Source organism: Paraburkholderia gardini, from assembly GCF_907164545.1.
GTDB lineage: Bacteria > Pseudomonadota > Gammaproteobacteria > Burkholderiales > Burkholderiaceae > Paraburkholderia > Paraburkholderia gardini.
In genome coordinates this window covers 1-19,608 of record NZ_CAJQZB010000013.1, presented here as the reverse complement: position 1 = coordinate 19,608, position 19,608 = coordinate 1, and the positions used below count along the sequence as shown (strand labels likewise).

The following is a 19,608-nucleotide window of genomic DNA, read 5'->3' as shown; positions in this document are numbered from 1 at the left end:
CACTTTGATCAGCCGAACCTGGCCAGATCCTGGAAAACAAGCTGGCCCCACGTGCGGCCCCTTGCCTGGACGAGCAGGCCGCCCTCGCCGAGCTTCCCCAGCTCGATCGGGGCGAAGCCGAGCCGGTCGACGAGAGCCGCCACCGAGGCGCTAGCCGCGTCGTCGTCGCTGGAAATGAATACGACGCGGCGGCCTCCCTGTGGCGTCCCCGCCCCCTGGGCCAGGACGTCCGCTGGCAGGTGGTTAAAGGCCTTCACCAGCTTCGCCCCAGGCAGCGCCTTCGCAACAACGGCGGTCGAGGGCAGCCCGCCCAGTTCTTCCGGGGGAACGCCAAACGCGTTGGTTGCGTCGATCACGATCTTCCCCTGCCAGCTTTCGGCGGCCCGCCCGATGTCCCGGTGGGCGGCGAAGGGGACAGCCAGGATGACGACGTCGGCCTTGATCGCGTCCTCAATCGGCCGGGGGACGAGCGACGGGCCGATCTGCGCCACGAGCGCATCCAGCGGTCGCCTGCCTGCCACGGCGACTTCGATCCCCTGACGGGCGAACGCCCTGGCGATGGCCGTCCCGATCTTGCCAGCCCCGATGATTGCGTAGCTCATTGAGCTCTCCTTTGTGTATCGAAACGCCCTGACGGCGCGTGTCTCGTCTCAGACCTGGCCGATGCCACCATCGGCCATCAGATCCGAACCCGTCACGTAAGAACTCTGATCGGACGCGAGGAACAGCGCCGCGCTGGCAATCTCCCCAGCTTGGGCGAGTCGTCCGATCGGGACCATGCCCTGGTACATCTTCACGAGATCCTCGCGTGTCTCCGACTGCGAATCGAGAATGGGGGTATCGGTAACGCCGGGGCTGAGTATGTTGACGCGAATGCCGCGATCCTTGAATTCCGCAGCCCAGGTGCGGGCATAGGAACGCAATGCCGCCTTCGTCGCCGCGTAAGCGGTGTGGCCAGGAATACCCATCTGATGCATCGCCGACGAGACCAGAATGATCGACCCGCCACCTGTCATCACTGGCAGCAGCTTCTGCACCAGGAAGACGGGGCCGCGGGCCATGAGGTTGAACGCCTTGTCGAAATGCGCGGGCGTGAGGGTGTCGACAGAAGCCTGCTCCGTAAAACCCGCGTTCGACACGATGATGTCGACGACACCCTTTTCGTCCCTTACTGCCGCGGCGACGCGATCGAGGTCATCGAGGTTCGCGGCGTCGGCCTGGATAGCGGTGACGTTGCGTCCGATCAGTCTGGCGGCCTCGTCGAGTTGTGCCTGCCGACGGCCGAAGATAAAAACGTGAGCGCCTTCGGCGACAAACCGCTGGGCGATCGCCAGACCGATACCGGTCGTTCCGCCGCTAATGACGGCAATCTTTCCTGCGAGAGTGGACATTGAAACCTTCTGTCTGTTCGTGAATGACAGAAGGATCATAATTGCCGCTTCCACGAATGATAATCAGCGGAATTTTCATAAGATCCATGCTTCAAAAGAATGGGTCGAACGAGAGGAATGCAATGGACCGGTTTCACGAACTGAACGCCTTCATCGCCGTCGTTGAAGCGGGCGGTTTTTCCGCCGCGGCGCGTCGAACCGGCGACTCGCAGTCCGCCATCAGCAAGGCCGTCGGCGCGCTGGAGAGGCGCCTCGGCGTGATGCTATTCAACCGAAGCACGCGCAGCGTGACCCTGACGGATCAGGGGCAGCGATACTACGACCGGACAAAACCGCTTGTCGACGAGATGGATGAAGCCGACAGCGAACTGACAAGCAGCACGCTTGATGCCTCCGGTCTGATCAGGATCGCCGCAGCCTCTACTTTCGGCCGCCTTCATATTCTTCCGCTCGTACCCGAGCTGTTGTCACTCAATCCCGGCCTTCAGGTAGATCTGGTTCTTTCGGACTTCGTGCGGGATATGGTGGAAGACCGGATTGATCTGGCGATCCGGGTAGGCGCGGTCAACGATCCTGACGCGGTCGTCAGGCGCGTGGCCGGCACCCCCCTCGTATGCGTCGGATCCCGTCGCTACTTCGAGCAACACGGAATTCCAAAGACCCCCGCCGAGCTCGTCGATCACAATTGCCTTTTATATGGCGGCCTGACGGAGTCAGCGGACTGGCCGTTTGTCGGACCGGAAGGCCGATTCAGCGTGTCCGTTCGCGGCAATCTTTCGTCCAACAGTGTCGAAACGATCCGGGCCGGTGTTCTGGCCGGCGTCGGAATCGGCCTGTTTGCCGGGGTCTCTCTTGCCGATGAGCTCCGACATCCGGACGTGATCACGATTCTCGACGAATTTATAAGCGACGTCAGAGACGTCAGCCTCATCTGGCCTAAACGTCGGTTTGTACCGGCACGCGTGCGTCGCGCGACTGACTTTTTTGCCGCGGCCCTCCCGCAGCGTGTTTAGGCAAACAGAATCAGTCAGCGATATGCGCGGGAGCGCACAGAGTCATTCGGGTCGGGGTCGTAGTCTGTTTGATCGAGCGAAAACGTCTCCACCTGACTTCCAGGAGCGGTAATTCCGCACGTCCTTCACAAGCTCCGGCTCTACGAGCAGTCGGGGCGTGACCGGTCACCACACCAGGTCGACATTGGGCAGTCGGGCCGCCCCGCGGCAAGCAGCGCTTACGCAATCAGGTGCCACCGATGCGTCTTCAAGCCATCAAATATGCCTTGATTCTTGCCTGTGGGTGCATGGCTGTCGCCAATGCACTTGCCGCCGACGCTGCCGGCGTCGTCAAGACCCTCAAGGGCACGGTGCAGATCGAGCGGGCTGGGAGCAGTTCGGGCGCGGCCATCGGCGGCGAGATCTACGGCAGCGATCGCATCGTGACCGGCCCGGCATCCTCCGTCGGCATCACGCTGCGTGACAGCACCCAACTCTCGGCCGGCGCCAATACCACCCTCGATCTCAACAAGTTCGCGTTCGATACCACAACTCATGACGGGGTGCTCGACGCCACCGTCAAACGCGGCTCCCTCGCAGTGATTTCCGGCAAGCTGGCGAAGGCCAACCCCGATGCCGTGCGTTTCAGCACGCCGACCAGCACGCTGGGCGTGCGGGGCACTGAATTTATCATCGAAGTCGGCGGTAACGGGGAGCGTGCACGTTGAGGGCCGCGATCCGAAGCCACGGGCTGGCATGTGGCGCGGCATGCGTCATGCTGGCTTTTCTCGCCGGCTGTAGCACGCCCCCGGACAGAATTATCCTGTTGCCTGATCCGCAGGGCAAAGTCGGAAAGGTCATTGTCCATAGCGCCACCGGAGAGCAAACGATAGACAGGGCCTACGCCGAGGTCGACGTCACCAGCGGCGGCGCCATCGAAAAAACGATGGATAGTCAATCCAGCGTGCAGGCACGATATGGCGAACTGCTCGCGGCCCGACCGCCTCGCCCCACGACATTTACGATTTTTTTTCTCTTTGACTCCGCCACTGAACTGGCGCCTGAGTCATCCGCCACCGTCAAAAAGTTAAAAGCCATCCTGACTAACTGGCCTGCGCCCCAGGTCGTGGTGGTCGGTCACACCGATCTGGCGGGCTCTCAGGAGTTCGACGACAGACTGTCCATGCGACGGGCGGAGACTGTTGCAACCTTCCTGATCAAGCAGGGCATTCCTGCCCGACAGATAGAGACTGCTGGCCGGGGCAAACGCGAGCCACTGGTCCCCACGGCAGATGGCGTTCCCAATCGCATGAACCGACGCGCAGTCATCACAATCCAGTGACCTGTACGAGTCATCGAGGCTGAATGGCCTTTCCTTCGATGAAACGTTATTACGACCCTTGGCTTGTCCGGATCAGGAGTCTGCTGAAGGCGGCCCAGGGGCGTCCGGTGGCACTGGTGGTGTTGTTCAGCCTGAGCCTGCTCAACCTGTCCAGCGAGTGGCCCAGTGACATAGCACGTCCGGCTTTCGTGGGCGCGCTTGACGAGGCGGTCCCTGACTCCTTTAGAACGGCCCGGCAACTTCTGTTCGACCAGTATCAACGTCACTTCCCGCGGATTCCGGCTACCCAGCCCGTGACCATTGTCGAGATCGATGAGGAAACCCTGGCAACCGTCGGTCAATGGCCCTGGCCGCGCAATCGGCTGGCCGACCTGGTCGATGCCATTGCGGCCTTGAAACCGCTGGCTATCGGTCTCGACATTTACATGCCGGAGCCGGATCAGACGTCTCCCGACAAGGTCGCCGGCAATCTGCCGAAAACGGCTGCGGCGCTCGCCGCCGGCCTGCGGGCCCTTCCCAGTCACGAAGCCATTCTCGCCAGATCGTTGCGCGCGGCGCCGACCATACTGGGTGCCGCGGCGCTCGATCATGCCGCCTTCACCACCAGCACCGATCTGCGAAGCGCTCCGATTCTCGTGCATGGCGCCGACCCGCTGGACCGCGTGCAACGGTACGACTACGTGCTCGCCAGCCTGCCAGAATTGCAGGCGGCGGCCCACGGGCAGGCGCTGCTAAGCGTGACACTCGAACAGGGTGTGGTCCGGCATATCCCTCTCATCATGGGTCTGGGCGAGAAACTGGTCCCCAGTCTGCCGATGGAAATGCTCCGCCTCGCCACGGATTCATCGGCGATCGACGTCTTTGCCGACGGATCGGGCGTGCAGGCGGTGGGTGTCGCGGATGTGCAGGTGCCCACGCAGCCCGGAGGTGACATCTGGTTGCATTTCGCGTCCATCCGGTCGACGCTGAACCGCTACGTGTCGGCACGCGACATCCTGAAAGGAACCGTCGATCCGCAACGGATCCGGAACAAACTGGTGCTGGTCGGACTGACCGGCAGCGGCCTGACAGACATGCGCACGACCGCGCTGGGGGAACTGGTGCCAGGCATCGAAATTCAGGCGCAGGTCATCGAGACGATTGTCGACGGACGTTTTCTGCGCCGCCCCACCTGGCTGAAATGGGCGGAAAGCGCCTTCATCATGGCGTTCGGATTGCTGATCATCTGGTATGTGCCCCGCACCCATTCGCGGCTTGCGCTATTCCTGAGAGCCGTGCCCAAGGGTTCCGCCCTTCTCGGCGTCTCCCTGCATCTGCTGAATGTTTTATTCTGCTTCTTTATTTTCATCCATCTCGGCCTGCTGGTCGATGCGGCCTCGATTTTCATTATCCTGTCCGCGGTCATGGGCTGCTTCTTTGCTCCCGCATTGCTCCGCGTCGATGAACAAACCGGAACACAAGCCACGCACGCAGAGGGGCGTGAAGACGACAACGACCGCACCGGCAAGGCCCCAGGACCTTGAGGTAGCGGTCGCGCGAATGGCGTGCTCACTCGTCAACCGCGGCGACTACTGCAGATACCGGACTACGAGCCGGGTAGCCTCGTCGACGAGCGCTCCAAACGCTTCTTCAGAGAGGCTTTCGGAATGGTGCACGACCGCTGTATGCGTCAGTGCTTCTATCGATGTCACGCACACAAACGCCGCAAGCCCCAGGTCGAGCGGGCGGAATTCATCGCAATGGGCATCGAGCCAGGCCCTGAACAGGGCATGAATTTCTCCGTTCAGGACTTCCGTGTTTTCAAGTCTTCCCATACGCGGAATCTGCTCCGCAAGCACGCGATGTAGCCTGGGATCGATGCGATGCGCCTCCATCGCCGCGACGACAAGCGCGCGCACCGCCTGCTCCATCGGCAGTGCCGCAGCCTCTGCCAGCGCATCACGGACGACCTGCATGAGTTCCTCACCATGGCGCTTCATGACGGCGGCAACGAGCGCCTCTTTGCTGGGGAAATACTGATAGAGCGAGCCGACGCTCACCCCCGCTTTTTCCGCGATACGGTTGGTGCTGGCTTTATCGAAGCCGTCCCTGACCAGAATGCGAGCGGTCGCTTGAATCAGCGCATCGACCGTCGCACGCGATCTCCCTTGAGAGGCGTGTTTCCTGGGTTTCGTGAGCGGTTTTCGCGCCATTTTCCGCGCTCCAGATGCGAGTAGATAAATATGAGTTGTTACTCGTATTATGCATCTGGTAAATCGAATCGCAACGAAGCAGCCAACCTGGATCGAACACGTATCGCAACCTCGACGATGAAAGGAGATGTCTCATGATCTGTCAGCCTTACTCGAAACTTGTTGCCATCAAACGATGGGCCGATCGCGGCCTCCACGATGTAGTCAGCCAGAATTTCAACCGGCTGACCAGTGAGGATGTGTCGATCATGCTCCGCATCCTCGACCACATACATGTGGTCGACACAATCTTTCAGCATCACCTGCGGGGACTGCCGCACACGTTTCAGGCGCCGCGATCGGAGAGAATGCCGGAGCTCCAGGCGCTTGCGTGCAGTGCGCGCGAGGTCGGCGACTGGTACGCGCATTACGTGGATAGTCTGGCGGAGAGCGATTTCGAGCAGCCTGTCGATTTTGTCTTCACCAGCGGAAAGCCGGCGCGCATGCGGCGAGGTGAGATCATCCTGCACGTGTGTTTGCATGGAACGTATCATCGCGGCAATGCCGGTGCCGTTCTTCAGTTGAGAGGTCTCACGCCGAGTCGTGATGCGATCACGGACTTTCTCGAAGACGCGGCGTGATGCAGGTGGGCAACTACCTGATGACGGCTACGTGGCAGAGACATTGCGGCCTGTGAGCCGGCTGCGGTGAATATCGGCTACGCCGCGGTTATTTCCAGCATGCCGCTCAAGATGCGATCGCTCAGCGGCTATTGCTATCGAGCAACGGCTGCAACGCCGGTGCGAGCGACTTCAGAAACTGCACCGCCATCGCGCTCGTAAAATCGTAGCGGGCCGCATACGGCTCGTGAACGTAAGCGGTCAACGCACCAAAGAAACGGTTGCCGAACGCGAATACAAAAATTGCGGTCCGGTTGACCTTGCGCGACTCGATCAGCCGGGCACCGGGCGCAAACACATCGAAGCGCTGGTCGCCTGTCCCGGTTTTGCCGTACACCGCGAGCGTCCTGCCATCAGGGAACGTCATGCCCTGGGCAAGGCGCTTTGCGGTGCCGCCCTGCACCACGTCATTCAACAACTCACGCACCACGTTGACAATCTGCGGCGACACCATGGCCTGCGGGGCCACTGACGCTCGCGTGAAATGCGTCTCATACGGCGTATCCTTCGCGAAGTCGAGTTGCGCGATGCTTTCGGTCGGCACCTTGTCGCCGCCGTTGGCGATCACGCCGATCAGTTGCGCGAGTGCGGCCGGCCGGTCACCCGATGCACCGATGGCCGCCGCATACGACGGTGTCAGGTTCGCGAACGGATACCCTAGCGCCTGCCACGATTTGCCGATCGCGTCGTACGCACGCAGTTCCACCATGCGTTTGATCCGGCGGTCCTGCGTCGCGTGGTAGCGCGTCTTGAAGAGCCAGGAATAGGTGCCAGGACGCACGTCGCGGCTCGCGTTCTGCAACTGGTCGAGCGTTGCGTCCGGATGTTCACGCAGATAGTTGACGGTCCACAACTCCAGCGGATGCACGCTCGCGATATAACCGCGATCATTCAGATTGAAGCGGTCAATCGCGTACTTCATGTAGAGCTTCGCAAGATCGTCCTCCGCAAGCGACGCCGCGGACGTGCCTTTCAAGGCCGCGCGCATCCGCGCGTCGAACCATGCCTGCGAGCTGTCGGGCGCGACGCTGCGCAGCACCGTCGCGATCTTCGGCGGCGACTTGCGCACGCCTTGCAGCAGAATCGCCAGCGCTTCGTCGGGCGTCTTGCCATGGTACTTCGTGTAGAAGCGCTTCATGTACACGCGGCTTTCCTGATCGGCAAAACGTGTGAGATACAGCTTGCGTGTCGCGGGATCGGCGAGCCAGTGGGAAGACGACCCCGAGGTCTGGATCATCTCGTAGTGCACGATGTCACGCATCAGACGCACGAACACGAGATTCACCGAGTGCTGGAATGCTGCGTGCACGGTCAGAATGCGGCCGTTATCGCCCGATTCGAAATTACTGAACGCCTGCGCGCCGCCGCCCGTATAGAACGTCTCGCCCGGGCTGGCTGAGTATTTTCTTTCCACCGCGGCATTGAGCATATTCTGCAGGGAGCGGTCCGACGTATGTGTGAGGTAGTCGAGTGCCCAGCGTGTCAGCGCATCCATCGGATCGGGTTTGACGCGTTTAAGCTCCGCCGTGCTCAGCGACGCATAACGCGTGTGCAGGTCGGAGACGATCTGCAGGTACGTGATGAGCGCACGCAGCTTGGCCGTCGACCCGAGATTCAGGCGCGCGCCCTGGTTGATGTCGAACGGTTCATTGACGCTGTCGGTTTGCACCCTCAGGAGGTTCGCGCCGTTGCGCCGTTCGAACAGCGTGAAACTGTAGGCGATCTTCGATGGATCGTCCTGAGGGCGCAGCATTTCGAAGCCGTACAGTCCCGCGGCCCGCGCGCCGTCGTGGGTTGCCGCGCTTGCGAGCCGGTCGCTCACCGCCTGCTGAACCGCGTTGTTGAGCGTACCGGTCACCTGCAGATCGAGCCTGTCGAGTTCATAGAACCCAGGTATGCCGAGCGCCGCCAGCAGATGGGCGCGCATCGAGGTGACCGCCTTGCGGCTGACGAACGATTCGGTCGAATGTCTGCGTGGCGGTGAGCTCAGTTCGAGATGCGCGGCGAGCGCCGCATCGCGCAGCGAAGGCGAAATGACGCCACCTGTCGCCAGCAGTCGCAGATAGCTGTCGGTCCGGCGTTCGAGATCGCCATAGCCATGATGCAGAAAGTATGACGGCGCGCGTTGCGCGATCATCAGTGACAGAACCTGCCTGAACGCCACCGCCTGGGCGGCGAGGTTGTCATCGGATGTGGGCGCATCGAGGATGCGGTTGACTTCGTCGAAGTCACGCCCGTACCACGCGGCAAGGCCGTCGCCAATGCCGTTGATCTCGCCGAGACCAGGCTGCGCCGCAAGTGGCACCGAATTCAGATAGACCTTGACGATCTGACGCCGCGCGGGCATGGTCTGCGGCCCGTCCAGATAGGCACGCACCGAAGCCGATGCGATCTGCCGCAGCTTCTCTGGCGGCGTCGTCGTGCGCCCGCCAGGCGAGTGGCGGAACTTCTCGATCTGCGTGGCGAGTGTGCTGCCGCCCGGCGTCGATTGCTGCCGGTTGAACACGCGTATGCCCTGGTCAACCAGCGCGCGGCTGAAGCGCCCCCAGTCGATCGCGGGGTTGCGGTCCGGCTGATCCGCGTCGAGCAGGTAACGGTCTTCGATGAACAGCAGCGCGTTGACGACGAGCGGCGGAATCGCCTCGAAGCTGTCGTAGACGCGGCCCGGATAACGTCTGTCAAACAGCAGCGCGCCGGTGCCGTCAAACAATTGCAGGCCCGCCTGGTCTTTCTCGTGGTAGGGCAGGAACAGGCCATCGTCCGCGAGCGAGAGCATCTGCGCGGAATCGCGCGCCTGTGATGCAACGGCAAAGTCGCGCTCAGTCAGACGCTGCTGGAACGACGGCAACAGCGCGTAACCGAGACGCTCATCGTAGGGACCGTGAGTGGGAAAGCGGATACTGGGGCTCACGCCGTCGCCTGGCGTGAAACCGACGTCGCGCGTCAGTTCTGACAAATAGCGCGCCTGCAACCGGGAGGTTTCGATTTCGATCTGGCAAAACCTTGCGACGACTACCAGTGCGAGCAGAAAGACTGCAACCAGAGACCACTTGAGCCATTTCCAGACCCGCGCAGCATCCAGCGTACGAAGCGAAAACCGAACCAGTGGCCGGTTCATGGCGATGTCTCCCAGGCAACTGCCATATCACGAAAAACTAACCAGGATCAGTCTAGCGCGGAATACGGGTGCGGACCCGTCCGGGCTTACCCGACGCGACCAGATCGGGTGCGTGGCAAGGCACATCATCCGCATTGCTATTTACTTGACATCTAAACTATCAAGGACTAAATTAAATCCAGAAATCCACGTCTGGAGCACGGCATGCGTATCGTCTGTATTGGGGGAGGCCCGGCTGGCCTGTATTTCGGGCTGTTGATGAAGGGCCGGAACCCGCAGCACGAGGTAACGGTTGTCGAACGCAACCGGCCGTATGACACCTTCGGCTGGGGCGTCGTGTTTTCCGACCAGACACTCGGCAACCTGCGCGCGGCCGACGCGCCCAGTGCCGACAGCATCCTCGATGCGTTCAACCACTGGGACGACATCGAAATCAACTTTCGCGGCAAACAGGTCCGCTCGTCGGGCCACGGCTTTTGCGGCATCGGTCGCAAACGTCTGCTCAATATCCTGCAGGCGCGCTGCGAGGAACTGGGCGTCAAGCTCGTCTTCGAAACCCAGGTCACCGATGACGACGTCTATGAAGCCGACCTGATCATCGCGTGCGACGGCGCCAACAGCGCGATCCGCCAGAAATACGTCTCCACGTTTCAGCCCGACATCGACATGCGCAACTGCCGCTTCGTCTGGCTCGGCACGAAGAAACTCTTCGACGCGTTCACGTTCGCCTTCGAAGAAACCGAATGGGGCTGGTTCCAGGCACACGCATACCGTTTCGACGACAACACGTCGACGTTCATCGTCGAAACGCCTGAGCATGTGTGGCGCGCCGCGGGTCTCGATGAAATGAGCAAGGAAGAAGGCATTGCCTTCTGCGAGCGCCTCTTTGCGCAATACCTCGACGGCAATCCGCTGCTTTCGAACGCGAGCCATCTGCGCGGCTCGTCGCAATGGATCCGCTTTCCGCGCGTCATCAACAGGGAATGGGTGCACTGGAAGCCGCGCGCCAACGGCGGCACAACGCCGGTCGTCCTCATGGGCGATGCAGCGCACACCGCGCACTTCTCAATCGGCTCCGGCACGAAGCTCGCACTGGAAGACGCGATCGAACTGGCCACCAGCATCAGCGCCCATCCCGAGAGCCTCAGCGATGCGCTCAGGCACTACACCGAAGTCCGCAGCGTCGACGTTCTGCGCATCCAGAACGCCGCGCGTAATTCGACAGAATGGTTCGAGAACGTCGACCGCTATACGTCGTTCGATCCGGAGCAGTTCGCCTATTCGCTGCTCACACGCTCGCAGCGTATCTCTCACGAAAATCTTCGCGCGCGCGATGCACGTTACGTCTCGCAGTTCGAAGACTGGCTCGCAAGCGAAGCCGGCATGACGCGCGCTGAAAGCAACCGTCCGGTCCCGCCGATGTTCACGCCTTTCACGTTGCGTGGCGTGACGTTGAAAAATCGCGTCGTCGTTTCGCCGATGGCACAGTATTCGGCGGTCGATGGCATCGCGGGCGACTATCACCTGATGCATCTCGGCGCACGCGCGATGGGCGGCGCCGCGCTCGTCATGACGGAGATGACATGTGTCTCCGCGGAAGCGCGCATCACGCCCGGATGTCCCGGCATGTACGCATCTGAACATCTCCATGCCTGGCGGCGGATTGTCGACTTCGTGCACGCACAGTCGGATGCAAAAATCGGTTTGCAGCTGGGGCACGCGGGCGCCAAGGCATCGACGCGCGTCGCATGGGAAGGCATCGATCAACCTTTGCCCGATCACAACTGGCCGCTGGTTTCCGCGTCGCCGCAACAGTATCTGCACGGGGTGAGCCAGTGGTCGCGTGAAGCGACGCACGACGATCTGCGCACGATCGAAGCGCAGTTCGTGCGCGCGACGGAAATGGCCGCTGAAGCTTCCTTCGACTGGCTCGAACTGCATTGCGCGCATGGCTATTTCCTGTCGAGCTTCCTTTCGCCGCTCACCAACCATCGAACCGATGAATACGGGGGTTCGCTCGAAGACCGTCTGCGTTATCCGTTGCAGGTGTTCGCCGCGATCCGCAAGGTCTGGCCTGCCGACAAACCGGTTTCGGTCCGCATTTCCGCGCACGACTGGGTAGACGGCGGCACGACACCGGATGACGCCGTCGCCATCGCCCGCGCGTTCAAGGCGGCGGGCGTGGACATGATCGACGTGTCGTCGGGACAGGTCAGCAAGGAAGAAAAACCCGTATACGGCCGCATGTTTCAGACGCCGTTCGCCGATCGCATCCGCAACGAAGCGGGCATCGCCACGATCGCTGTCGGTGCGATTTCGGAAGCGGATCACGTCAACAGCATCATCGCGGCGGGGCGTGCCGATCTGTGTGCGGTCGCCCGTCCGCATCTGGCGAATCCTTCGTGGACGCTCAACGAGGCTGCACGGATCGGCTATTTCGACATCGCATGGCCGAAGCAGTACACCGCCGCGAAATCGCAGCTTGAACGCAATCTTGAGCGCGAACGCGCTAAGGCCGCGGAGAACGCGCGGCTCTCGCCGCAGGAACGCGCGCAGCGCGCGGAGGGCACATCGTGAGCCACGCATGGCGGGGAGTTGAAGGACGGCACGCCGTCGTCACGGGCGGCGGCAGCGGCATTGGCGCGGCAACCGCCGCGGCGCTCGTGCGCGCGGGCGCACGCGTCACGCTGATGGGCCGCGATACGGCAAAGCTCGAAGCACAACGCGAAGCGTTGAGCGGTGCCGGCGAAGTGAGCGTCGTTAGCGTCGACGTCACGCAGGAAGCTGCGGTCATCACAGCATTTGCTGAAGCGACCACGTGCATGGGTGCGGTCGACGTGCTCATCAACAACGCGGGTCAGGCGCAGGCAGCACCGTTCGCGCGAACCGACATGGCCCTCTGGCAACGCATGCTCGACGTGAATCTCACCGGCGTTTTTCTGTGCACGCGCGCGGTGTTGCCCGCGATGCTCGAACGCAACGCGGGCCGCATCGTCAACGTGGCGAGCACGGCGGGGCAAACGGGCTACGCGTACGTCGCGGCCTATTGCGCCGCGAAACACGGCGTGATCGGACTGACCCGCTCGCTCGCGCGCGAGGTGGCGACTCAAGGCATCACCGTGAACGCGGTATGTCCCGGTTACACCGAAACAGAACTGCTGCGCGCGTCGCTAAACCAGATCACCGCGACGACATCGCGCAGCGAGCAGCAGGCGCGCGAAGCGCTGCTGCGTCAGAACCCCCAACGCCGATTCGTCGCGCCGGAGGAAGTCGCGAACAGCGTGCTCTGGCTGTGCGGCGCCGGCTCGGACGCGATCACCGGCCAGTCGATCTCGGTTTCAGGCGGAGAAATAGAATGAGCCCCACCGCGAAAATAAAGAAAAACCCCACCTCTGAAGCAAGGACGACGCGTAAAGGCGTCGCCAAACCGGCCGATAACGTGGTCGATCTCGAGATGAGTACAGGCGCGGACAGTCACATGGGTCTACGCCTGTGGCTGCGCATGCTGACCACGACCAATCTCGTGCAGGCGGAATTGCGCAAGCGCCTGCGCGTCGAATTCGACACGACGTTGCCGCGTTTCGATCTGATGGCCCAACTCGAACGTCATCCCGATGGACTGAAGATGACCGAGCTGTCGCGCCGCATGATGGTGACGGGCGGCAACGTAACGGGCATCACAGATCAGCTCGAAAAAGAAGGCCTCGTCGTGCGCGGCGTCGATCCGAACGACCGCCGTTCGATCAGCGTGAAGCTCACGGCTAGTGGCCGCAAATCGTTCGACAGGATGGCGATCGCGCACGAACAGTGGGTCGTCGAAATGTTCGGCGGCCTGGATCTCGAAGAGAAATCGCGGGTACATGGCCGGCTCGGCAAGCTCAAGAAGCATCTGCTCGACAACCTCGATACCCTCGGCAACTGATACGAACAGGATTGAAGGGAGACGTTCATGACACAACACAACGCCGATGCGCTTCTCGCGGGTAATCGCGTGACGCTCGCGAACTACGAAGCACGGTATTTCGGATGGTCGGTCAACGCGGGCGTCGCGACGGTCACGTTGAACCGTCCCGAGCGCAAGAATCCGCTGACGTTCGAATCGTACGCGGAACTGCGCGACCTTTTTCGTCAACTGGTGTATGCAACGGACGTGAAGGCCGTCGTGATTCACGGTGCGGGCGAAAACTTCTGCTCGGGCGGCGACGTGCACGAAATCATCGGTCCGCTGATCGACCTGCCCATGCCGGAACTGCTGATGTTCACGCGCATGACGGGCGACCTCGTCAAGGCGATCCGGCATTGTCCGCAACCGGTCGTCGCGGCTGTCGACGGCGTGTGCGCCGGCGCAGGCGCGATTCTCGCGATGGCATCCGATCTCAGGCTGGGCACGGCGCGCAGCAAACTCGCGTTCCTGTTTTCGCGCGTCGGTCTTGCGGGCTGCGATATGGGTGCGTGTTCGATCCTGCCGCGCATCATCGGTCAGGGGCGCGCAACCGAACTGCTGCTCACGGGCCGCTCCGCCAGCGGCGAGGAAGGCTTCGCGTGGGGCTTCTACAACCGCCTGTGCGAGCCGGCTGCGCTCCTCGACGAAGCCGCGAAACTCGCGGCCGAACTCGTCGCCGGTCCAACGTTCGCGCATGGCATCACGAAGAAGATGCTGCATCAGGAATGGAGCATGAGCATCGACGAAGCCATTGAATCCGAAGCGCAGGCGCAGGCGATCTGCATGAGCACACGCGATTTCGACCGCGCGTATCGCGCGTTTGCGGCGAAGTCGCGCCCCGTGTTCGAGGGAGACTGAGTTGAACGCCTTCGCTAAACCAGACATGCACGGCGCGCTCGCGTGGCCGTTCTTTGAAGACCGTCATCGCGAGCTCTCAGTGGGCATCGAGGCGTGGGCCAGCGCGCATCTTCGTGACCAAAAGTACGATGACGTCGACGCGACCTGTCGCCATCTCGTCCGCGCGCTGGGCGAAGCGGGCTGGCTGAAATACGGCGTCGGCGGCGTCGCTTACGGCGGTCATGGCGACACGATCGATACGCGTGCCGTGTGCCTGCTGCGCGAAACGCTCGCTAAACATTCCGGCCTCGCCGATTTCGCGCTTGCCATGCAGGGTCTCGGCTCCGGCGCGATTTCGCTGGCGGGTACGCATGAGCAGAAGCAGCGCTATCTGCTTCGCGTGGCTAACGGTACAGCGATTGCCGCATTCGCGCTCTCCGAACCCGAGGCCGGGTCGGACGTCGCCGCAATGGCGCTCCCGGCGCGCATCGACGGCGATGCCTATGTGCTCGACGGCGAAAAGACGTGGATTTCCAACGGCGGTATCGCTGACTTCTACGTTGTCTTCGCGCGAACCGGCGAAGCGCCCGGCGCGCGCGGCATCAGCGCGTTTGTCGTCGATGCGGATACGCCGGGCCTGGAAATCGCGGAACGCATCGACGTGATCGCGCCGCATCCTCTTGCACGTCTTCGCTTTACAGGCGCGCGCGTGCCGCGCGGCCAGATGCTCGGCGCACCCGGCGAAGGCTTCAAGATCGCAATGCGCACGCTCGATATCTTTCGTACGTCGGTTGCGGCGGCATCGCTTGGCTTCGCGCGTCACGCGATGGAAGCGGGTCTTGAACGCGCGGCATCGCGCAAGATGTTCGGCCAGACGCTTGGCGACTTCCAGCTGACACAGGCGAAGCTCGCGCAGATGGCCTTGACCATCGACAGCAGCGCCCTGCTTGTCTATCGCGCCGCGTGGCTGCGCGATCAGGGTGAAAGCGTCACGCGCGAAGCCGCGATGGCGAAGTGGCATGCCAGCGAAGGCGCGCAGCAGGTGATCGATGCGGCCGTCCAGTTGTGGGGCGGTATGGGCGTGCAAAGCGGCACGGCCGTCGAAATGCTGTATCGCGAGATTCGTGCGCTACGTATCTACGAAGGTGCGACCGAAGTGCAGCAACTGATTGTCGGGCGCGATGTGCTCAAGGCGCACGCTCTGGAAAGCGCAAGCAGGAAACCGAAGCCATGAGCGCGACGTTCGAATTGCCTGTGCGCATCCGCTTCGCGCATTGCGACCCGGCTGGCATCGTCTATTTTCCGCAGTATCTGGTGATGACCAACGCGCTGGTCGAGGACTGGTTCACCGAGCGCCTTGCCGTCGACTACGCGCACATGATCGAAACGCGGCGCGTAGGTCTGCCCATTGTCAAGCTGGACTGCGAGTTTTCGCGTCCAAGCCGGATGGGCGAAACCGTCACGCTGTCGCTTTCGCTGGCAGCTAGAGGCCGGCGTTCCATCCGGATCGATATCGTCGGCCGGTGCGGCGACGAGGTGCGCTTTCGCGCGCACCAGGTGCTGGTCACGACGTCGCTCGAATCGGGCGCGTCAATCGATATTCCTGGCGACATCGCCGCCGCCCTGGCCGCGTTCGCCCCGCATTGCCCATCCACGCAGGAGCTTCGCTCATGAAAAAATCTCTGCTGCCCGCCGGTTGGGTCAAGCCGCGCGGTTACGCAAATGGCGTCGCCGCGAGCGGCACGCAGGTTTTCATCGCCGGACAGATCGGCTGGGATGAATCCGCGAAATTCCAGAGCACCGAATTCGCCGCGCAGGCGATCCAGGCGCTGCGCAACGTGGTCGCGGTGCTGCGCGAAGCAAACGGCAAGCCGGAGCATCTGGTGCGTCTGACGTGGTACGTCACCGACAAACACGAGTACCTCGCTTCGCTCAAGGAAATCGGTGGCGCGTTTCGTGAACTGATCGGCGATTACGACATCGCGATGAGCGCGGTTCAGGTGGTTGCGCTCATCGAAGACGAAGCAAAGGTCGAAATCGAAGCGACCGCCGTGATTCCTCACGAAGTTCGCTAAACATCTCACTCGTTCCGGGAGACCCTGATGGAACCGTCAGCACACGTCGATACCTTTGCGCGGGACAATCTGCCGCCGCAGGATCAATGGCCGGTGTTTCTGCTGGACAACCCGGACGTGGCGTATCCCGCGCGCTTTAACTGTGCGACCGAACTGCTGGATCGCGGCGTGGAGGCCGGATATCGGGAACGTCCCGCGATCTGGTCGGAAGTGGACGGCCGCCCTCAAGCCACCACCTACGGCGAACTGCTTGCGCTCGTGAATCGCAGCGCCCGCGTGCTCGTCGAAGACATGGGCCTGCGGCCGGGCAATCGTCTGCTGCTGCGCGGCCCGAATACGTTGCAGATGGCGGTCGCGTTTCTCGCCGCGCTCAAGGCTGGTCTCGTCGTGGTACCGACCATGCCGCTGCTGCGCGCCAAGGAACTCAAGCAGATCATTGACAAGGCGAAGATCGGCGCCGCGTTGTGCGACACGCGTCTTTTCGACGAACTGAAGCGCTGCGCCGACAGTAGCGATGAATACCATTGTCAGGACCTCACGCAAACCCGGGTCTTTCACGACGATTCGGCGGATTCGCTCGAAACGCTCGCCGCCGGCAAACCTGAAACGTTCACCGCGTGCGATACGGCCGGCGACGACGTGTGCCTGATCGCGTTCACGAGCGGCACGACAGGTGCGCCAAAAGGTTGCATGCATTTTCATCGCGACGTGCTCGCGATGTGCGATCTGTTTCCGCGCCACATACTCAAGCCTTCGCCGGTCGACGTGTTTTGCGGCACGCCGCCGCTCGCGTTCACGTTCGGCCTTGGCGGCATGCTGTGCTTTCCGCTGCGCGCGGGCGCATCGACGGTGCTGATCGAACGGCTCACGCCGGAAACGTTGCTGCAAACCGTCGAACGCTTTCGCGCGACGATCATGTTCACCGCGCCCACGTTCTATCGCCAGATGGCGCCGCTATTGCCGCGCTTCGATACATCGAGCCTGCACAAAAGCGTGTCCGCTGGCGAGGCGCTGCCCGATTCGACGCGCGCGCTATGGCGCGGTGCAAGCGGCATTGAGATGATCGATGGCATCGGCGGCACGGAGCTAATCCATATTTTCGTCTCCGCTTCGGAGGACGATGCACGCCCGAATGCGATCGGCCGTGCGGTGCCGGGCTACGTCGTGCAGGTTGTCGACGACGCGATGCAGCCCGTGCCGCGCGGCACGATCGGCAAGCTCGCGGTGCGCGGCCCGACCGGCTGCCGCTATCTTGCGGACGAGCGTCAGCTGAAATTCGTGCGCGACGGCTGGAATCTGCCCGGCGATTCGGTGTATCAGGACGATGACGGCTACATTTTTTACCAGGCGCGCGCCGACGACATGATCGTATCCGCGGGCTACAACATCTCCGGTCCGGAGGTCGAAAGCGCGCTGATGCAGCATGAAGCGGTAGCCGAATGCGGCGTCGTGGGCGCAGCCGACGAAACTCGCGGCCAGATCGTGAAGGCATTTGTCGTGCTGCGCCCGAACTATGCGCCCAGCGACAAACTGGTCGCGCAACTGCAGGATTTCGTGAAAAATACGATTGCGCCATACAAATACCCGCGCGTGATCACGTTCATCGACGCCTTGCCGCGCACTGAAACGGGCAAGCTCAAACGGTTCGCATTGCGCGCGATGTAATTCATCCCGACACGATCGTTTCTGCTGGAGTGCTCCGACATGGCAGGTTCATTCATCGAAATCACCGCCCACGATGGCGGCCGTTTTAGCGCGTATATCGCCCGTCCCGCGCAGGGATCGGGTCCTGGTCTTGTATTGCTGCAGGAAATTTTCGGCATCAACAGCTATCTGAAGTCGATGGCTGACCGTTACGCCGAGGAAGGCTACGTCGTGATGGTGCCGGATCTTTTCTGGCGCATGAAACCAGGCGTCGTACTCGGTTATGGCGAGGCCGACGTCAAGGAAGCGATGCAGTATCTGGCGCGTTTCGATATCGATCTTGCCTGCAAGGACATCGCGGCGACTGTCACTGCGTTGCGCGGCCTGCCCGAGCAGGCGGGCAAGGTGGGCACGATCGGCTACTGCCTTGGCGGCAGGCTGGCGCTGCTGGCCGCCACGCGTACAGATGTGGATTGCGCGGTGAGCTATTACGGCGTCGGACTTGAGCAGTATCTCGACGAAGTGGCGGCCATCCGCTGTCCGATGGTGTTCCACTTCCCCGAACTCGACGCAATGTGCCCGCCGGATATACGTGCCCGCGTCAGCGCTGCGTTGAGCAAACAGCCGCATATCGAGCAGTATGTCTATGCCGGCTGCGATCACGCGTTCGCGACACCGGGGCGCGCGCACTACGACAAGCCCGCAACCATGATGGCGTATTCGCGCACGCTCGCGCTGCTGCGCAAGGTGCTTGGGCCGGTGTACGACCTGAACGCGTTGTGGGAACAGCACTGCTACTTCGAGTTCGCCACACGCGACGTCGACGCCGTCATGCCGACGATGGTCGCCGATCCGTACGTCAACCACGTTCCAACGATGACGGGCGGCGTCGGCCATGACAACCTGAAGCGCTTCTATACGAACCACTTCGTCAACTCGAACCCGGACGACACAAAGCTGATCCCGATATCGCGGACCATCGGCGCCGATCGCATCGTCGACGAATTCATCTTTAGCTGCACACATTCGCGCGAGATCGACTGGATACTGCCAGGCGTCGCACCCACAGGCAAATACTTCGAGGTGCCGATGCTGGCCGTCGTATGCTTTCGCGGCGACAAGCTCTATAACGAGCACATCTACTGGGACCAGGCGTCGGTACTCGTGCAGATCGGCCTGCTGAATCCGGCGGGCCTGCCGGTGGCCGGCATCGAAAGCGCGAAGAAACTGCTCGACGAAACCTTGCCTTCGAACGGCCTGATGGGCAGCAACGCTTAGAGCGTGTTAGGAACTTTGGATAATCGGCGCAGCATGAACGAGCATCAACATAGCGAAGACGACGAAGTGCAGACCTGCCAAGGTTTCGGGCAGGCGCTCGTAGTCGCGAGCCAGTCGCCGGAACCGGTTGAGCCAAC

Annotated in this window: 18 protein-coding genes and 1 pseudogene; 14 read left to right on the top strand and 5 right to left on the bottom strand. The window is 62.0% G+C overall.

Annotated features, from left to right (window positions below; translation table 11 throughout):
• Positions 1-8: 8 nt before the first annotated feature.
• Positions 9-602 (bottom strand): NADPH-dependent F420 reductase, encoded by a 594-nt coding sequence (locus tag LPA37_RS11575; RefSeq protein WP_229012613.1) that lies wholly within the window; start codon positions 600-602, stop codon positions 9-11.
• A gap of 48 nt (positions 603-650) precedes the next feature.
• The gene (locus tag LPA37_RS11570) at positions 651-1,391 is read right to left on the bottom strand and encodes an SDR family NAD(P)-dependent oxidoreductase (RefSeq protein WP_228979705.1); all 741 of its coding nucleotides are present in this window, start codon (positions 1,389-1,391) and stop codon (positions 651-653) included.
• 122 nt (positions 1,392-1,513) lie between these two features.
• Here LPA37_RS11570 and LPA37_RS11565 point away from each other — a divergent pair, with 122 nt between their 5' ends.
• The 4 genes from LPA37_RS11565 (at position 1,514) to LPA37_RS11550 (ending at position 5,248) form a co-directional block, all read left to right on the top strand.
• The gene (locus tag LPA37_RS11565) at positions 1,514-2,404 is read left to right on the top strand and encodes a LysR family transcriptional regulator (protein WP_228979707.1); all 891 of its coding nucleotides are present in this window, start codon (positions 1,514-1,516) and stop codon (positions 2,402-2,404) included.
• Positions 2,405-2,643: 239 nt separating this feature from the next.
• On the top strand, positions 2,644-3,111 hold the full coding sequence (locus LPA37_RS11560) for a FecR family protein (protein WP_229012612.1): 468 nt from the start codon (positions 2,644-2,646) through the stop codon (positions 3,109-3,111).
• Positions 3,112-3,158: 47 nt separating this feature from the next.
• Positions 3,159-3,725, top strand: coding sequence for an OmpA family protein (locus tag LPA37_RS11555; RefSeq protein ID WP_229012611.1), 567 nt, complete (start codon positions 3,159-3,161; stop codon positions 3,723-3,725).
• A gap of 23 nt (positions 3,726-3,748) precedes the next feature.
• Positions 3,749-5,248 carry a CHASE2 domain-containing protein gene (locus LPA37_RS11550; protein WP_229012610.1) on the top strand — a complete coding sequence of 500 codons (1,500 nt, stop codon included), beginning with the start codon at positions 3,749-3,751 and terminating at the stop codon, positions 5,246-5,248.
• A gap of 45 nt (positions 5,249-5,293) precedes the next feature.
• Here LPA37_RS11550 and LPA37_RS11545 read toward each other — a convergent pair whose 3' ends face one another.
• Positions 5,294-5,917 carry a TetR/AcrR family transcriptional regulator gene (locus LPA37_RS11545; RefSeq protein WP_229012609.1) on the bottom strand — a complete coding sequence of 208 codons (624 nt, stop codon included), beginning with the start codon at positions 5,915-5,917 and terminating at the stop codon, positions 5,294-5,296.
• Positions 5,918-6,051: 134 nt separating this feature from the next.
• On the opposite strand from LPA37_RS11545, the gene LPA37_RS11540 reads away from it, so the two are divergent.
• Positions 6,052-6,537 carry a DinB family protein gene (locus LPA37_RS11540; protein WP_229012608.1) on the top strand — a complete coding sequence of 162 codons (486 nt, stop codon included), beginning with the start codon at positions 6,052-6,054 and terminating at the stop codon, positions 6,535-6,537.
• A gap of 121 nt (positions 6,538-6,658) precedes the next feature.
• On the opposite strand, the gene LPA37_RS11535 is transcribed toward LPA37_RS11540, so the two are convergent.
• The gene (locus LPA37_RS11535; RefSeq protein ID WP_229012607.1) at positions 6,659-9,694 is read right to left on the bottom strand and encodes a transglycosylase domain-containing protein; all 3,036 of its coding nucleotides are present in this window, start codon (positions 9,692-9,694) and stop codon (positions 6,659-6,661) included.
• A 204-nt stretch (positions 9,695-9,898) separates the two neighbouring features.
• Between LPA37_RS11535 and LPA37_RS11530 the strand changes: the two genes are divergently transcribed.
• From LPA37_RS11530 to LPA37_RS11490, 9 genes are read left to right on the top strand one after another with little or no spacing between them, the layout of a single operon-like run.
• Positions 9,899-12,271: a bifunctional salicylyl-CoA 5-hydroxylase/oxidoreductase gene (locus LPA37_RS11530; protein WP_229012606.1), complete on the top strand. Its 2,373-nt coding sequence runs from the start codon at positions 9,899-9,901 to the stop codon at positions 12,269-12,271.
• Complete coding sequence (locus tag LPA37_RS11525) at positions 12,268-13,053, top strand: SDR family NAD(P)-dependent oxidoreductase (RefSeq protein WP_229012605.1); 786 nt, start codon at positions 12,268-12,270, stop codon at positions 13,051-13,053. The genes LPA37_RS11530 and LPA37_RS11525 overlap by 4 nt, the downstream gene beginning before the upstream one ends.
• On the top strand, positions 13,050-13,616 hold the full coding sequence (locus tag LPA37_RS11520; RefSeq protein WP_229012604.1) for a MarR family winged helix-turn-helix transcriptional regulator: 567 nt from the start codon (positions 13,050-13,052) through the stop codon (positions 13,614-13,616). The genes LPA37_RS11525 and LPA37_RS11520 overlap by 4 nt, the downstream gene beginning before the upstream one ends.
• A 27-nt stretch (positions 13,617-13,643) precedes the next feature.
• Positions 13,644-14,495, top strand: a complete 852-nt coding sequence (locus LPA37_RS11515) for an enoyl-CoA hydratase family protein (RefSeq protein ID WP_229012603.1) — start codon at positions 13,644-13,646, stop codon at positions 14,493-14,495.
• A gap of 25 nt (positions 14,496-14,520) precedes the next feature.
• On the top strand, positions 14,521-15,708 hold the full coding sequence (locus LPA37_RS11510) for an acyl-CoA dehydrogenase family protein (protein WP_229012657.1): 1,188 nt from the start codon (positions 14,521-14,523) through the stop codon (positions 15,706-15,708).
• 20 nt (positions 15,709-15,728) lie between these two features.
• Positions 15,729-16,148, top strand: a complete 420-nt coding sequence (locus LPA37_RS11505) for an acyl-CoA thioesterase (RefSeq protein ID WP_407672513.1) — start codon at positions 15,729-15,731, stop codon at positions 16,146-16,148.
• Positions 16,145-16,549, top strand: a complete 405-nt coding sequence (locus tag LPA37_RS11500) for a RidA family protein (protein ID WP_228983598.1) — start codon at positions 16,145-16,147, stop codon at positions 16,547-16,549. Before LPA37_RS11505 ends, LPA37_RS11500 begins: the two co-directional genes overlap by 4 nt.
• A 27-nt stretch (positions 16,550-16,576) precedes the next feature.
• Complete coding sequence (locus LPA37_RS11495; protein WP_229012602.1) at positions 16,577-18,214, top strand: AMP-binding protein; 1,638 nt, start codon at positions 16,577-16,579, stop codon at positions 18,212-18,214.
• A gap of 39 nt (positions 18,215-18,253) precedes the next feature.
• Positions 18,254-19,471, top strand: coding sequence for a dienelactone hydrolase family protein (locus tag LPA37_RS11490; protein WP_229012601.1), 1,218 nt, complete (start codon positions 18,254-18,256; stop codon positions 19,469-19,471).
• Positions 19,472-19,477: 6 nt separating this feature from the next.
• On the opposite strand, the pseudogene LPA37_RS11485 reads toward LPA37_RS11490, so the two are convergent.
• Positions 19,478-19,608: pseudogene (locus LPA37_RS11485) on the bottom strand (IS5/IS1182 family transposase); the annotation flags it as partial.

Excerpts from the sequence above, each read along its gene's own strand:
- LPA37_RS11575 (WP_229012613.1), bottom strand. The coding sequence starts at position 602 with ATGAGCTACGCAATCATCGGGGCTGGCAAGATCGGGACGGCCATCGCC.
- LPA37_RS11570 (WP_228979705.1), bottom strand. The coding sequence starts at position 1,391 with ATGTCCACTCTCGCAGGAAAGATTGCCGTCATTAGCGGCGGAACGACC.
- LPA37_RS11565 (WP_228979707.1), top strand. The coding sequence starts at position 1,514 with ATGGACCGGTTTCACGAACTGAACGCCTTCATCGCCGTCGTTGAAGCG.
- LPA37_RS11560 (WP_229012612.1), top strand. The coding sequence starts at position 2,644 with ATGCGTCTTCAAGCCATCAAATATGCCTTGATTCTTGCCTGTGGGTGC.
- LPA37_RS11555 (WP_229012611.1), top strand. The coding sequence starts at position 3,159 with ATGCTGGCTTTTCTCGCCGGCTGTAGCACGCCCCCGGACAGAATTATC.
- LPA37_RS11550 (WP_229012610.1), top strand. The coding sequence starts at position 3,749 with ATGGCCTTTCCTTCGATGAAACGTTATTACGACCCTTGGCTTGTCCGG.
- LPA37_RS11545 (WP_229012609.1), bottom strand. The coding sequence starts at position 5,917 with ATGGCGCGAAAACCGCTCACGAAACCCAGGAAACACGCCTCTCAAGGG.
- LPA37_RS11540 (WP_229012608.1), top strand. The coding sequence starts at position 6,052 with ATGATCTGTCAGCCTTACTCGAAACTTGTTGCCATCAAACGATGGGCC.
- LPA37_RS11535 (WP_229012607.1), bottom strand. The coding sequence starts at position 9,694 with ATGAACCGGCCACTGGTTCGGTTTTCGCTTCGTACGCTGGATGCTGCG.
- LPA37_RS11530 (WP_229012606.1), top strand. The coding sequence starts at position 9,899 with ATGCGTATCGTCTGTATTGGGGGAGGCCCGGCTGGCCTGTATTTCGGG.
- LPA37_RS11520 (WP_229012604.1), top strand. The coding sequence starts at position 13,050 with ATGAGCCCCACCGCGAAAATAAAGAAAAACCCCACCTCTGAAGCAAGG.
- LPA37_RS11515 (WP_229012603.1), top strand. The coding sequence starts at position 13,644 with ATGACACAACACAACGCCGATGCGCTTCTCGCGGGTAATCGCGTGACG.
- LPA37_RS11510 (WP_229012657.1), top strand. The coding sequence starts at position 14,521 with ATGCACGGCGCGCTCGCGTGGCCGTTCTTTGAAGACCGTCATCGCGAG.
- LPA37_RS11500 (WP_228983598.1), top strand. The coding sequence starts at position 16,145 with ATGAAAAAATCTCTGCTGCCCGCCGGTTGGGTCAAGCCGCGCGGTTAC.
- LPA37_RS11495 (WP_229012602.1), top strand. The coding sequence starts at position 16,577 with ATGGAACCGTCAGCACACGTCGATACCTTTGCGCGGGACAATCTGCCG.
- LPA37_RS11490 (WP_229012601.1), top strand. The coding sequence starts at position 18,254 with ATGGCAGGTTCATTCATCGAAATCACCGCCCACGATGGCGGCCGTTTT.